Genomic DNA, 14,293 nt, shown 5'->3' with positions numbered 1-14,293 from the left:
TTAATTTATAAATATTTAAAGGATATTTATAGCTATGTGGCACTTATGTGTATATAATTTGTATAAGATTAATTGTGTGAAAACTATAATCTGTCTAACTTTTATTATTAGCGAAAATCTGCAATAGGTCGAAGATGGAGAGGAACATAGTAGCCACCATTCGGATATTTCCAAAATGAGGAAATGAGGAGTATGATTTGGAAAAATAGAAGCAATAATATATATGTTTTAAAATAATTTATTTTTCTATTGAGGTGAAAACAGTGCAAGGTTTTCATAAGCCAATCGTAGTCATTAGTAAGTGTTTAGGGTTTGATCCATGTCGATACAATGGTGATGTAATCCACGATAAATTTATTGAGAAATTAGCCAATTTTGTAACGTATATTACTGTCTGTCCAGAAGTTGAAATAGGGCTAGGTATCCCAAGAGAACCAATACGGCTTGTTTCCAATAAATCAGATAAAAAAATAAAGCTCGTCCAGCCTAAAACGGAGTCAGACTTAACAGTACGAATGAAGAACTTCGCTGATCGATTTTTAGACTCACTCCATGACGTTGATGGCTTTATTTTAAAAAGTAGGTCACCAAGCTGTGCTATTTCTGATGCAAAAGTAACTTCTGGAATGGAAAAGACTCATACTATAAGTAAAAATGCTGGGCTATTTGGGGATGCGGTTTTAAAACGATACTCTCATTTAGCTGTAGAGGATGAGGGGAGGATAAAGAACTTTGCTATTCGTGAGCATTTTCTAATTAAGTTATTTACACTTGCTCATTTTAACAATATAAAAAGAAAAAACAATTTTAAGGATTTGTTAATATTTCATTCTAATAATAAGTATCTTTTCATGGCTTACAATCAAGTAAAGCTTAAAGAATTAGGAAGGATTACGGCAAATGGCAAAAAGATGCCCGTTGAAGAGATGTACATGAGGTACGAAGAGGTTTTAGCAGATGTGTTACAGGAAAGACCATCTTATACATCCAACATAAATGTACTTCATCACATTATGGGTTACTTTTCAAAGGTTTTAACGAAGGGGGAAAAGGAATTTTTCTTGAATCTAGTGGAGCAATACAGAATGAATATGGTTCCTTTAAGTAGCCCAGTTGGTGTTTTAAAATCATGGAATGCAAGACATAAAAATATGTATCTTGCAGAGCAAACATTTTTTACTCCTTATCCAACTCAGTTAATCGAGATTACCGATTCAGGCAAAGGGAGGAATTTTGCCTAAGTAATTTTGGAATGGTGTTTAACAAAATTCCTCGTGCCTTTACACTTTACATAATTTTCGTTGTAAACCAACCTTCCCACTGTTTCTTGTTAAGGAGAGTATTATATTCTTCATGATAGGATCCAGTATTACCTACACCATTTCCACCTAGTACAACCTTTATAAATGGAAATCTTGTTATTGTTGCTTCAATCCAATTGTACAAATCATCACATAATTTTGGGTTTGTAAGCGAAATAGAAATCACTTCAATATTCTTTTTTTCAATTAAACCGTGTAGCCCTTCATAGGGGGTATTAGCTCCTAGGTAGATGACATCCATCCCTTTCTTTCTTAAAAACAAGCTAAAAGTCAGAAGCCCAATGTGATGGTCCTCCCCTTCTGGACAGAATGCAAGAGCTTTTGGTAGGTGTGTATTAATAGGAAATATCTTGAAAAGCTGAATACATCTTTGAACTATTAATTGGGAAGAAAAATGCTCTTGAGCAACTGTTAATTTCTTCTTTTCCCATTCATCTCCAATGCGGTATAAGGTAGGGACTAATAGTTCATGGATCACTTCCTCGTAATCGAATAATGAAAAGGCAAATTCTATTATTCTATGGGCTTCTAAATTATCTAGATTTACTAAACTTGTATATAGTTCTTTCAGTAGATTATCGTATTGGTTGTTTTGTATGGTCACTGGATTAACATGAGAGGCTTTTAATTGTCTAACAGCATCACTAATTTTCATATTATTATGATGGGTTTGATTATTTAACCACTTAAGGATTTCAATATCTTTTTCACTATATAAACGGTGTCCACCTTCACTACGAGTAGGGCTAACTACATTGTATCTTGTTTCCCATGCTCTAATCGTTACAGGGGGTATTCCGATAATTTCTGAGACTTTCTTAATACTATACATACCTTCACCTCAATTTAATTATACATAACTTATACATTTTCAACTATAGAAAAATAAAATGGTGGAAGTGTCAACCTTTGTTAAAAAAGATATTTTTACTAGATTATCTTTGTGTTTGTGTACTGTAAAGGTATTGTATAATTCACCTTAATATAATTACCATTTTTATGTGTTCAATAAGAAATATATATGTAGGAAATTTAAAATGGAGTTGGGAGTAATGGAGAAAAACAAAGCCTCTTTCATCCAATCATTTGCAGGATTGGTTGCTGGAAAACGAAGTAAATGGGGGATTCTTTTAGCTTGGGTAAGTCTCGCCTTACTATTAAACTTGACTCTCCCTCAAGCAAATAGCCTTGTTGATGATAGTGCTGGAAACTTTGATGGAACAAAAGCTCCTTCCCAGGCGAATGCAATAATGGAAGAGGAGTTTCCTGATGAGAGTGGATTACCCGCATTAGTCGTTTGGCATAAGAGTTCAGGTATAGAATCAGCTGAATTAGAGAGTATCCAACAGATTATTAAACAGCTTTCGGAAAATCCTTTACCTAACCAAGAAATGATACCTCCGCTACATAACCTGCCTCCGGAAGTGCTGGCAGAGGAGGTTTCAGAGGATGGAAACTCTTTAATTTTACCTATTTTCTTTCACGATAGTGTAGATGCAGATAAACTACAGAAGGATTTTCAGTTAATGTCAGAGGAAATACAATCCATTATTGGAATAAACCCCTTTGACGAAGATTTACAATCAGGAGAGTTAAGTGCTAGAGTAACTGGACCAGCTGGAATACTTATGGACGCAACTCAATTATTCTCTGCAGGTGATTTATCCCTTACTATCATTACATTTGCTTTAGTATTAACTGTTTTGTTGCTGATTTACCGTTCTCCCATACTAGCTTTTATTCCTTTAATTGGCGTTGGTTTTGCTTTTGCCATTATCAGTCCACTTCTAGGATGGCTAGCTCAAGAAGGCTGGATAGTCTATGATTCTCAAGGAATTTCTATTATGACTGTGCTCCTATTTGGGGCAGGTACTGACTATTGTTTATTTTTGATTTCAAGATTCCGTTACTACTTAAAAATAGAAAGAAATAAATTAATTGCTCTTAAATACGCTATCAGCGATAAAGGTGGCGCCATATTGATGAGTGGTTTAACAACAATTACTGCTTTATCCTTTTTATTGCTAGCAGATTTTGGGCCTATCCAAAGATTTAGTATCCCGTTTGTAGTGGCAATTTTTGTAGTTGCTCTTTCAAGCGTAAGTTTAGTACCTGCACTCTTAGCTATCTTAGGGCGGAAAGCCTTTTTCCCATTTACTCCACGAACACCGGAAATGGAGAAGGAATTGGCAAACCTTAAAGGGAAGCCTATTCCTGTAAAAAAAGAAAGAACTAGAATAGTAGAAAAGGTAAGAACATTTGTCATCAATAGGGCTAAGCTAGCTACTATCGTTACCACATTGGTATTAGTAGCTCTTGCTAGCTTTGTATTTCATATTAATTATACCTATGATACACTTTCTTCCTTTCCTGAGGATATGTCATCAAGAGAAGGGTATACAGTCATAGAGAACTCTTTTCATGAAGGTCAGCTTGCACCTGTTAGTGTCATTGTGGATACAAGGGGGAATGATTTAGATCTATTTGAAAGGCTTGAAGATTTAGCTTACGTGAAAGCTATTTCGGAGCCAAATATGGGGAAAAACAATGAGGATATTATGATGCTTCAGCTAGATTTGGAAATGAATCCTTATTCTAACGAAGCTATGGATGTGATTCCAGATTTAAAAGAAGTGGTAACCGCCTCTCTTTTGTCAGTTGATATAGAAGAGGGGACAGGTGAATTTTGGATTGGGGGTCAAACGGCAGAGCAATATGAGATTCGAGAAACGTCTAATAGAGATGTTTTTATATTGGTACCTCTGATCATCTCCATCATTGCCTTACTCGTATTTTTATATTTGCGATCCATTACTGCAATGATATATTTAACTCTTACTGTCATTGTCAGTTATTTTTCAGCATTAGGACTAGGGTGGTTGGTTATTCATTATGTTATAGGAGCAGATGCTATACAGGGCTTTATTCCCTTATATGTCTTTATATTCTTAGGTGCACTAGGAGTAGACTACAACTTATTTTTGAAATCAAGTATTTGGAAAAAAGCCCCACACATGCCTTTGAACCAGGCAATTCATGAAAGTGTTGCTGAGACAGGTCCCGTTATTAATTCTGCTGGTATCATTCTTGCTGGGACTTTTTCTGTTTTAGCGACTTTACCAATCCAGATTCTAGTTCATTTTGGTATTATTACTGCTATTGGTGTTTTAATTGATACCTTTATTGTTCGTCCTTTCTTGGTTCCAGCAATTACTACTTGGTTGGGAGAGAAAGCTTTTTGGCCAGGGAAAAGCAAATCATTGAAGGAAGAATCATCATCCCAATAGAACAATTGCAAATAAAAAACGTTGGTTCAAAAAGGAGATTGAATCCACTTGAATCAACGTTTTTGTGTTACTTTTTGTCTTTTATGACACTTCCGAATATAAATGTCATTACTGCAAATAACATAAAGCTTATAGTAAGAATAGTACCGCCGGAGATATAAAAGATTAATGAAAATGTTTCATTGATCCATTCAGGGTTAAAATAATGTACCCACATTCCTGCAGTTAGCCCAAAACTTCCAATTAAAGCAGTCCATACATGGAGTGTAGCAAGCTTTGAGCTTTTTGGAATGGAGAATAAAGCATAAAAGGCAGCAAATGCAAAAAGGGAAAGCCACCCTACTAAAAGGATGTGTGCATGAATAGCTCGAAACAAATGAGAACCTGCTCCTGCCATATGTCCTCCAATAAAAGTACCGATAACCGCATAAATAGCTGAAAAACGTAGTAATAGTTTTGTTTTGTTCATTATGACACCTCACCATCATTTAATAACATAGCCATGTTGTTTTTCTAATATAGCATACCATGAAAATATGAATGGAGTGTGAACAAGATGCTCGGTTAAACTGTGAGAGGTTAATATTTGTAAGCTATCTATTAGTGGTAGAATGAATAAAAAAATAAAACCCTTATATATCAAGGGTTTTAGTAGAATTATGTATGGTGACCCGTACTGGGTTCGAACCAGTGACCTCCACCCTGTCAAGGTGGCGCTCTCCCAGCTGAGCTAACGGATCGATAATTACTTTATACTTATAGCGACAAATAATAATATAACGGATGGGTGAGAAATAGTCAAGGGTTAATAGGAGTTCTGAACCAAATATCTTTTATTCGTCGTATGTGTAGCGTACAACGTAGCGATCGTTGCTTAGCTTTCGAATTTCTACCCAAGGTGGAATTTCGTAGCCGTTAACCCAGTTATCTTCAATTTTTGCTTTAAGGCAGTTTGCTTGGAATTTTGAATTAAATACTTGTTTTAAGTAGATCCAGCGCGTCTTTTTTGGTATTGGTTCTGTAGGGTTCAATATTCTCACCTCGAATGATAGTCGCAATTAAGTAAATCATTGCTCAAAATAATAACATTAGTTGGAAAAACAATCAAGAAAATACCTCTAGGTAGATTATTTCTACTTAGAGGTATTTTACTACTACCGTCATCACGTTATGAATATATTATATGTGAACATGCTTAAAAATGTTATCTATTTTATAAATAAAATGGTGCTGTAATAGTACAGCCTTTATGAAACCAAACCTTATTTAGCCAATCCGTTCTTCATGGTCTCTTCTTTGGATCTCTTCTTCTCGAAGTCGTTCTTGTTTGTCCCGTAGGCGATGGGCTAATCTGCTAGCGGCATTTGCAGCTATGCTACATACGAGGTCATCGAGGAATGTATTTATTGACCCCTCTTGCTTCGTATCTAGATCTTTAATTATGCCAATTTTTTGCTTATCTAAATAGCCGAATGTTGTAACGGCGATACTTCCGTAGCCGAAAACAGAACCTAAGGCAATGGTTTCATCTACACCAAAAAGTCCTTCATCCATTTCAACAATGGATTGTAGTGGTTCAGAAAGCTGTTTTTTCTCGGCTAGCTTATCTAATTCAATACCCACTAAAATTGCATGTTGAATTTCACGTTTTTCTAATACTTTATCTACGCTATCTATGCATTCCTCCATTTTTAAATCTTTATTATATGGAAGCTGCATATCAAACACGATTTGTGCGACCGCATTTAATGTAACACCACGTTCCTTTAATAAATCTCTTGCTGCTTTCTCTACGACATGACAATGAACCGGTTCTCTTTTAGACATTGTTTCCACTCCTCCTAGTAACATTGCAATCTATTGTACTCCTATTCTAACATAATCTTCCTACCCTATTTTTTAATAAATCATGCAATTTTTATTTTTTACACAATTGTACTAGGTGGATAACATATTTATGATAGAAGGTGATTGTTGGAGGGGGTGTGTGCAGGGATGGGGACTATTAAATAAGGTATTTCTTTCCTCAGATCTATTTTCTAAGGTACATACCTGTGTTTTTTAAAAGAAAGAGAAGGTTTTTTCGGGAATGGTGTAGAAAGTTTTTATAAAGGGTTGCTGTGTTTAATTTGATTACTTCTTTTGTTTTTTGGAAAAAATAGAGTTGAATTGTTGTGCGGATGTTACTAGTTATGGAGGAGGGGTTTGAGTGATATATGGTATTGCTTTGTTTCCGTCAAAAACGTTACAGGATTTAGCGAATTCGTATCGTAAGCGTTATGATTCTCATTATTCAAAGATTCCCCCTCATTTGACGCTAAGGGATGCGTTTGAAGCGGAAGATGGGGAGATTGGTGATATTGTTCAGTATATCCAAAAGGTTGTGAAGGGGTGTAAGCCTTTTTCGTTGGAGGTTTATAAGTTTAGTTCCTTTCATCCGGTGACGAATACGATTTATTTGAAGGTTAAGGAAAATGAAGAGCTTGTTACGTTACATGATAAACTGAATAGTGGTGTGTTGAAGGGGGAACGGGAATTTAATTTTGTACCTCATATTACGATTGGTCAGGATTTGGATAATGATGAGTGTTCTGATGTATACGGCCGTCTTCGGTTGGAGACGATTCATCATGAGGAGATGGTTGATCGTATTTCACTTTTGTATCAGTTGGATAATGGGACGTGGACGGTATATGAGACTTTTAAATTAGAAGGGAAAGAGTGACGTTTGGAAGTTAAAGTTGTGACAACAGAGGAAGAATTACGTGATGCCCATGCTGTTCGTAGGGTTGTGTTTATTGAGGAGCAGCAGGTGCCTGAAGAAATAGAGTTAGATGAACATGAAGGGGAGGCCACTCATTTTGTTGTGTATGATGAGGATCAGTTACCTATTGGTGCTGGTAGACTTCGTTTATTTGACGATTATGGGAAGGCTGAAAGGGTTTGTGTGTTAAAGGAGCACCGTGGGCTTGGTGTTGGTGAACGGCTTATGGAAGCCATTGAGGGAAAAACGAAGGATGCGGGTCTTGGTTTAGTGAAGCTGAATGCACAGACACATGCAGAGGCATTTTATAAAAGGATTGGCTATGAGACTGTTTCCGATGTTTTTTATGATGCAGGCATTGCACATGTGGCTATGAGGAAAGAAGTTTAAAAAGTGATGGGGTCTTTTTCTTTGTGTGATTGTTGATAATTTATTGTATTGATTGCACGTTCATCACAACTATATATGGAAATGGTAAAACGCGTGGTTTTTGAATTATTTTCAAATACCACGCGTTTTTTAAAAGAGAAGTATAAAATTTTCACTTTGAAAGTTGTCTAGGAGACAGGACGTCGATGATTTAACCTTTGCCCACAGGACGTGGGCGTTTTAGGTTAAATTGAGTCGCCATCGGCTCGAGGTCAAATAACCTGCCCGATAAAAAGTGTAAGATCGCACTTTTTATCGGACAGAACATTTGCTTGTCGCCGGAGATAGGATGTCGACATTACGCCGTTGTCTACAGGACGTAGGCTTTACTTAGGCGGAATTGGGGCGCCTTGCGCTTTTCTTATTGATGTGAGCAATTCGTTCCATTCGGATATTCACTTCATTTATTTCTAGGGAAGGTGGCAAGTTTTCCTGATCTATAGAATATACGTTACTATATGGGACATGTAAATCCATTCGTATATATGTATGGATTTCCTTTTTGTCTGTGATACTAATAATATGATTCAAACGTGGAGTGTTGTTTATATGCCAAAGCGAATGGTAATTTTTACTGTGTCTATAGGCGAAGGACATCATCAAGTGAGCAGATCTCTAAAGGAAGAGTGGAAAGCAAGGGGTTATGAGGCGGAAATTATCGATATTTTTTCCTTTATGGATGAGACTAAGGCTAGCAAAATGAAAAATTCATATTTTAAAAGTATTCACCATTATCCAAAGGTGTGGGATTGGACATACAGTATCACGAATTGTGGACTAACATCTTATGTAGTAAGACCTTTTCTATCCAACTGGTGGAATGATTTAATTCAATATTGCTGTCAATCTAATATTGATATTTATGTTGCAACACACCCAATCGCTACACAAATTGGCATTTTAATAAAAATGAAGTCTCATCGACCTGTGAAGCTTTTTGCTGTATTAACGGATTTCTCCACTCATCATTTATCAATATCCAAGTGGGTTGATGCAACCTTTGTTGCTGAAAAAAGAGAGTTGGTTAAATTGAAAAAGAGGTATTCCAATGTGGTTTTTTATTCATTCGGCATACCCTTAAGGAAATTGTGGGATAAAAGAGTAAACAAAAGCATATTGCGAAAAAAATTAAAGCTTCCTCTTGATAAAACAATTGTTGTCATATCAGGTGGAGGAGAAGGAGTTATTTCTAAGGAAAAAATAAAGATAATTCTTGAAAATGATGAGGTAAGTAGCCATGTGAACTGGTTTTTAGGGAAAAAGGTTTCTGATCTTCCAGAGCCTGTCCAGTTACAAAATGGATCAACTATTCAATACTTTCCTTTTTGTGATAATTATCATGAGTATGTAAAGGCAGCGGATCTTTTTATTTCAAAGCCAGGTGGTGTTTCTATGGCTGAAGCAATAAAATGGCACATTCCTACTGGATTATTGTCCCCGCTTCCTGGACAAGAACGTATAAATCAGAAGGTCTTATTAAGCTATCCCAATATAACCTTATTGGACGAGTCAGTAAAGCTATCAACTGTAATAGGTAAATTGCAAGAGGGACTAGAACAAAATCCTATTCATGAGCATTCAAGGGTAAGGGTCATTGATAAAATTGTTGCCCATTCCATGCTTCTTAAGGGTTCGGGAGAAGCAGATACATCTCGTCTTCCAGTAGATAGGGAGCTTATAAAATGGAACACATCAAATAAAAGTAACAACTTTAGAAAAAGAGAACGTTCGGGTATATCATGGTAATAAAAGGGAGTTGCGTAAAAGAACATTTGTTCGTATAATAGAGGTAGAACAAATGTTTGGGTTTGGAGGGGTAGAGATGGAATTGCTATTAAAAAAAGCAGTTGTAACAGGGAATCCAATGATGGTTATGTATATGTCCAAAAAAGGACTCATTACTAAGCGAATGGTTACTGTAGAACGGTTTAATAGTGATCAGGTAGAGGTCTTTTGCCATTTGCGGAAGGCATATAGACGATTTCTTAGAGAAAATATTCTTGCTATTCTTCCAGTAACCTATGAAGAGATAGGGAAGGATAGAATGGAAAGTTAGTTGGGGCTACAACTTTGTATTTTGTATTGTTTCAAAGAAAAAGAGCTAGAAATTAAAGTTCCAGCTCAAGTGACTTAATTTATTTATTATTATCACTTTTTATGGCTGCTGCTGCAATGGAAGCTTGTTAGTTTTTTATATTTGTATCCAAGAGTGTATTTATTCAATATCTAAAGCATCCCTTAGATCAACAAGTAAATCTTCGGTATCTTCAATCCCTACTGAAATTCGAATGAGCCCGTCAGTTATTCCCAGCTCTTTTCGACGTTCCTTTGGGATAGAAGCGTGGGTCATTTTTGCTGGGAGGCTAATAAGGCTTTCAACTGCACCTAAGCTTTCTGCTAACGTGAAAAGCTTTGTTTTTTGCAGGACTTCTTGAGCTCGTTTTCCACTACCAACATCAAAGGAAATCATTCCACCGAATCCATTTGATTGGTTTACGTGTGTTTGGTGTCCACGGTGAGACGAAAGACCAGGGTAATATATCGTGTTAATGTCATTACGTGTTTCTAGAAATTGAACGATTGCTTTTGCAGTCTTTTCTGTTTGCTCCATTCGTAAACCTAATGTTTTCATGCCTCTCATGAGCAACCACGAATCGTGGGGGCCTAATATACCTCCAACGGAGTTTTGAATAAAATGCATCTCCTTAGCAAGTTTTTCATTTTTAACAACAGCGACTCCTGCAACAACATCACTATGTCCCCCTAAATACTTCGTAGCACTATGGAGGACGATATCAGCTCCTAATGTCATAGGATTTTGCCAATAAGGGGTGCTAAATGTATTATCTACAATGAAAAGAAGAGAGTGTTTACGTGCAATTTCTCCTATGGAACGGATATCTGTTATTTTTAGTAGAGGATTTGTTGGTGTTTCAATAAAAATTGCTACTGTATTTTCTTGGATTTCGTCAGTTACTTCCTTAGGGTTAGACGTATCTATAAAGGTAACATCTATTCCTGAACGATTAATTATTTTTGACATGAGACGGTATGTTCCACCATATACATCATCTGTAACTATAATATGACTCCCACTATTAAAAAGAGTCATGACAGCGGAAATGGCAGCCATACCAGATGAAAAAGCGAAGCCTGCATAACCTCCTTCAAGATCACGGATAAGTGCTTCTAATGCTTCGCGGGTTGGGTTACCTGTCCTAGAATACTCATATTTAAAATTTCCTACTCCATTTTGTTTGTACGTGCTCACTTGATAAATAGGAGTGGAGACAGCACCTGTCTGTTCATCTCCTACAATTCCCCCGTGTATGAGTTTTGTTTTTTTCTTCATGATGTCTCCTCTCCTTCGTTGTAAATCCCAGTGCTTAAATATCGTTCGCTACTGTCTGGGAAAACCGTTACGATATGACTGCCTGCCCTAGCTATTTTCGTCTCTTTTAGTGATGAAGCAAATGCTGCACCTGATGAGCTGCCAACAAGAAGCCCTTCCTCTTTTGCGATACTTTTGACCCAATGGAAGGCTTCTATATCTGAAATAGTGTGTATGTTATCAAAATAGCTAGTGTCCATATATGGGGGGAGAAATTCCATCCCAATACCTTCTGTTTTATGGGGACCTGGCTTCCCTCCATTTAAGATAGAACCTTCTGGTTCAACAATGGAAGTTTTAATGGAAGAAAGCTTTTCCTTTAGGTACTGTGCTGTACCCATAAATGTGCCACCTGTACCTGCTCCGGCCACAAATACATCTATTTTCCCGTTTAAATCATGAAATATTTCTCGTCCTAATGTTTTGTAATAGGTTTTAGGGTTTGCTGGATTTTTAAACTGTGATGGGGAGTAGGAATCTGGGTATTCTTGAAGGAGTTTATTTGTTTCTTCAATAGCACCTTGCATTCCTAAATGGGTTGGAGTGTTTACAACTGTAGCACCAAGTGCACGCATAAGTGTTTGCTTTTCTTGGCTAAATTTTTCAGGGACAACAAAGATAACCTTTATTTGTGAACCGACAGCAGCTAAAGCCAAGCCTATTCCTGTATTACCGGCTGTCGGTTCAATGACTGTTCCCTTATGGGATATTCGTTGATTTTCAATCGCTTCGCGGATTAGCTCCTGACCGAGACGATCCTTAACACTTCCTCCAGGGTTGAGATATTCCAGCTTCGCAAACAACCGACAGTTATTATGGAGTGGAATGTTTGTGATCTCAAATAATGGTGTCTGACCAATGAGTGACTGAACCCCCTGGTAAATATTCATGTGTTTATCACCTACCTATGCCTATTCAGCAAAAACGATGGTCCATTCATTTTTCATTTCAAGCATTTTTTTCGCAATTTCCTTCGCACCTTCGAGAGAGTGGGAGGCAGCCCAGCCACATTGAATTTCATTACATGCTGGAACTTCAGTTGCTACAAGGACATCCTCTAATGTCTTTTCTACAAGCTCAAGAACAGTTTCATAACTTTCGTCATTAATAATCGCTAAATAAAAGCCAGTTTGGCAGCCCATTGGACTGATATCAACAATTTGTGAGTGATGATTACGACTAAATTCTGCCATCATATGTTCAAGAGAATGGAGTCCAGGCATATCCATGTGGTCTTTATTTGGTTGGCAAAATCGGATATCGTATTTAAAGATTTTGTCTCCATTTGCACCTTCTGTTGTTCCAGCTAATCGAATATATGGTGCCTTTACTTTTGTGTGGTCTAAATTAAAGCTTTCTACGTTCATTTTTTTTGTCATTGTTATTTTTCCTCCTTCAATCAGTGGATAACCTAGCTTCTTTTTCTTGCTTCTACAATCCATACGAATGAATTCATGGAGTGAAAGCTTGCGTCAAATCCACCTGCTTCAAACAGGCTTTTCATTGTAGCGATTGTAGGATAGTATTCTGTTTGTAGATCTTCTGCAAGGTTAAAAAATTGGTTATCTTTTGCTTTTTCTATCATATCATTTTTTTCAGCTTCGTTCTTAAACATTGTATCAGCGAAAACGATTTTTCCACCACTCTTCAAAAGGTGTGAATATTTTTTTATAGCTTTGAATTTTTCTTTATTTGTAAGGTGGTGAAAGGCATAGCTTGATATGATCGCATCTATTTCATTTTCAGGTATTGAAAATTGTAGAAAGTCACCAGGCAAAATAGTAGCATCTGGTAGTTTTTTTCTCGCTGCTTCTCTCATTTTTTCTGAAGGTTCGATAGCGACTACATGTTTAGCTTTTATTAAGAGCAATTGTGTTAAATTTCCGGTTCCTGAACCGAACTCTAAAATATTTCCTTCAACACGATTCGCAACCTCTTGTAAAATAGACCTATAATTAACAAATACTTCCCTATATTCCTCATCCATTCCTTCAACCGTTGTATCGTATGACTGAGCCCAACGATCAAATAAATCTATAAATTCTAATCCCATACTCTTCACCTCAAGTAAGAAGGTTTAATCGCATAATTCATATTGATATAATAGGAATTGTAAGTTGATTTATTATATGCAATGGATTAATCGAATGAAACCATTTAAGGGGAAAAAGAAGTGTGAAAGGATGGGTTAGAATTTATTAACTTTTTTCTATAAATGAAGGGCTTACTGCTTATGAAGTAAGCCCATTAAATTCTATCAGTCTTTTAAGAATCCTTTATTTTGAACGAAGACTTTCATGTTTGTTCTTTTAGGGATAGACAACATGTTAGTCATTTGCTCAGTCCATCGATCAGAACGTTTCCCATTTGTTCGTTTTGAATAGTAGCCTGATACGACATAGTTATAGTGATCTAACTGTGCTAATATTTCTTGTTCCTTCTCGTTATATACTTCTTCATGATAGACGTGACGAATAGGCAATCGTGGTTTTTTGTCCGTTTCTGTATCTGGTACACCTACAGCAAGACCGAACAATGGAATGACATAAGGTGGAAGCTTTAATAGCTCAGAGACCTCTTCTATTTCATTTCGAATACCACCAATATAACATATTCCTAGCCCAAGAGATTCCGCTGCAACGGCTGCGTTTTGCGCTGCTAATGAAGCGTCAATTAATGCAACCATAAATTTTTCGGTGCTTTGTAACGTTTTTGTTATATCCACTTTTTCCATTTTCCCTGCTAGCTCATGACGATAAAAATCTGCACAAAAAACAAAAAAGTGCCCGTTTTTTTCTACATAAGGTTGATTGCCAGCAAGGGATGCTAGTCTTCTTTTCGTCTCGTTATTTTTAACACCAATAATAGAATATGCTTGGATGAAGCTGGAGGTTGAAGCCATCTGTGCGCTTTTAATAATCATTTCAATTTGCGTATCTGGTAATGGATCATCTTTGAATTTTCTGATAGAACGGTGATTCAGCAATGTTTCAATGATTTCATTCATGATTTATTCCCTCCATATTTAGCGTTTTGTTCTATTGTACTTTCTTTTTTTCATTTTAGCATATTCTTTTCTTTCGAATAATGAATAAGCTTG

General features: G+C 36.5%; 15 protein-coding genes and 1 tRNA gene. 6 read left to right on the top strand and 10 right to left on the bottom strand.

Going from position 1 to position 14,293, the window contains the following annotated elements:
• Positions 1-263 precede the first annotated feature (263 nt).
• Positions 264-1,241, top strand: a complete 978-nt coding sequence (locus tag QA612_RS18880; protein ID WP_278285379.1) for a YbgA family protein — start codon at positions 264-266, stop codon at positions 1,239-1,241.
• Between the two features lie 46 nt (positions 1,242-1,287).
• Here the strand turns inward: QA612_RS18880 and QA612_RS18875 are convergent, their stop codons facing one another.
• Positions 1,288-2,154, bottom strand: a complete 867-nt coding sequence (locus QA612_RS18875; protein WP_278285378.1) for a MerR family transcriptional regulator — start codon at positions 2,152-2,154, stop codon at positions 1,288-1,290.
• Between the two features lie 220 nt (positions 2,155-2,374).
• On the opposite strand from QA612_RS18875, the gene QA612_RS18870 reads away from it, so the two are divergent.
• Entirely contained in the window at positions 2,375-4,609 is a 2,235-nt protein-coding gene (locus QA612_RS18870; RefSeq protein ID WP_278285377.1) for an MMPL family transporter, read from the top strand.
• A 67-nt stretch (positions 4,610-4,676) separates the two neighbouring features.
• Here QA612_RS18870 and QA612_RS18865 read toward each other — a convergent pair whose 3' ends face one another.
• The 4 genes from QA612_RS18865 to QA612_RS18850 all read right to left on the bottom strand — a co-directional run bounded on the left by QA612_RS18865 (position 4,677) and on the right by QA612_RS18850 (position 6,436).
• Positions 4,677-5,078, bottom strand: a complete 402-nt coding sequence (locus QA612_RS18865) for a hypothetical protein (protein ID WP_278285376.1) — start codon at positions 5,076-5,078, stop codon at positions 4,677-4,679.
• Between the two features lie 195 nt (positions 5,079-5,273).
• Positions 5,274-5,349, bottom strand: a tRNA-Val gene (locus tag QA612_RS18860).
• A gap of 93 nt (positions 5,350-5,442) precedes the next feature.
• Positions 5,443-5,640 carry a hypothetical protein gene (locus tag QA612_RS18855; protein WP_278285375.1) on the bottom strand — a complete coding sequence of 66 codons (198 nt, stop codon included), beginning with the start codon at positions 5,638-5,640 and terminating at the stop codon, positions 5,443-5,445.
• A 235-nt stretch (positions 5,641-5,875) separates the two neighbouring features.
• Complete coding sequence (locus QA612_RS18850; RefSeq protein ID WP_278285374.1) at positions 5,876-6,436, bottom strand: phosphatidylglycerophosphatase A family protein; 561 nt, start codon at positions 6,434-6,436, stop codon at positions 5,876-5,878.
• Positions 6,437-6,818: 382 nt separating this feature from the next.
• On the opposite strand from QA612_RS18850, the gene QA612_RS18845 reads away from it, so the two are divergent.
• The 4 genes from QA612_RS18845 to QA612_RS18830 all read left to right on the top strand — a co-directional run bounded on the left by QA612_RS18845 (position 6,819) and on the right by QA612_RS18830 (position 9,858).
• On the top strand, positions 6,819-7,334 hold the full coding sequence (locus QA612_RS18845) for a YjcG family protein (RefSeq protein ID WP_278285373.1): 516 nt from the start codon (positions 6,819-6,821) through the stop codon (positions 7,332-7,334).
• 3 nt (positions 7,335-7,337) lie between these two features.
• Positions 7,338-7,763, top strand: coding sequence for a GNAT family N-acetyltransferase (locus tag QA612_RS18840; protein ID WP_278285372.1), 426 nt, complete (start codon positions 7,338-7,340; stop codon positions 7,761-7,763).
• 588 nt (positions 7,764-8,351) lie between these two features.
• Positions 8,352-9,548, top strand: coding sequence for an MGDG synthase family glycosyltransferase (locus QA612_RS18835; protein ID WP_278285371.1), 1,197 nt, complete (start codon positions 8,352-8,354; stop codon positions 9,546-9,548).
• Between the two features lie 76 nt (positions 9,549-9,624).
• Positions 9,625-9,858, top strand: a complete 234-nt coding sequence (locus QA612_RS18830) for a transcriptional regulator (protein ID WP_278285370.1) — start codon at positions 9,625-9,627, stop codon at positions 9,856-9,858.
• A 159-nt stretch (positions 9,859-10,017) separates the two neighbouring features.
• On the opposite strand, the gene QA612_RS18825 is transcribed toward QA612_RS18830, so the two are convergent.
• From QA612_RS18825 to nfsA, 5 genes are all read right to left on the bottom strand, one after another.
• The gene (locus QA612_RS18825) at positions 10,018-11,154 is read right to left on the bottom strand and encodes a bifunctional cystathionine gamma-lyase/homocysteine desulfhydrase (protein ID WP_278285369.1); all 1,137 of its coding nucleotides are present in this window, start codon (positions 11,152-11,154) and stop codon (positions 10,018-10,020) included.
• Positions 11,151-12,083, bottom strand: a complete 933-nt coding sequence (locus QA612_RS18820; RefSeq protein WP_278285368.1) for a PLP-dependent cysteine synthase family protein — start codon at positions 12,081-12,083, stop codon at positions 11,151-11,153. Before QA612_RS18820 ends, QA612_RS18825 begins: the two co-directional genes overlap by 4 nt.
• A gap of 21 nt (positions 12,084-12,104) precedes the next feature.
• Positions 12,105-12,572 (bottom strand): S-ribosylhomocysteine lyase, encoded by a 468-nt coding sequence (locus QA612_RS18815; protein ID WP_278285367.1) that lies wholly within the window; start codon positions 12,570-12,572, stop codon positions 12,105-12,107.
• Between the two features lie 32 nt (positions 12,573-12,604).
• Complete coding sequence (locus QA612_RS18810) at positions 12,605-13,246, bottom strand: class I SAM-dependent methyltransferase (RefSeq protein ID WP_278285366.1); 642 nt, start codon at positions 13,244-13,246, stop codon at positions 12,605-12,607.
• 204 nt (positions 13,247-13,450) lie between these two features.
• Entirely contained in the window at positions 13,451-14,200 is a 750-nt protein-coding gene (gene nfsA / locus QA612_RS18805; RefSeq protein WP_278285365.1) for an oxygen-insensitive NADPH nitroreductase, read from the bottom strand.
• Positions 14,201-14,293: the final 93 nt, after the last annotated feature.

The sequence above is a fragment of the Evansella sp. AB-P1 genome, from assembly GCF_029688925.1.
Classification (GTDB): domain Bacteria; phylum Bacillota; class Bacilli; order Bacillales; family Salisediminibacteriaceae; genus Evansella.
Note: the sequence above shows the minus strand (reverse complement) of the source record. Positions and strands in the feature narration are given on the sequence as shown.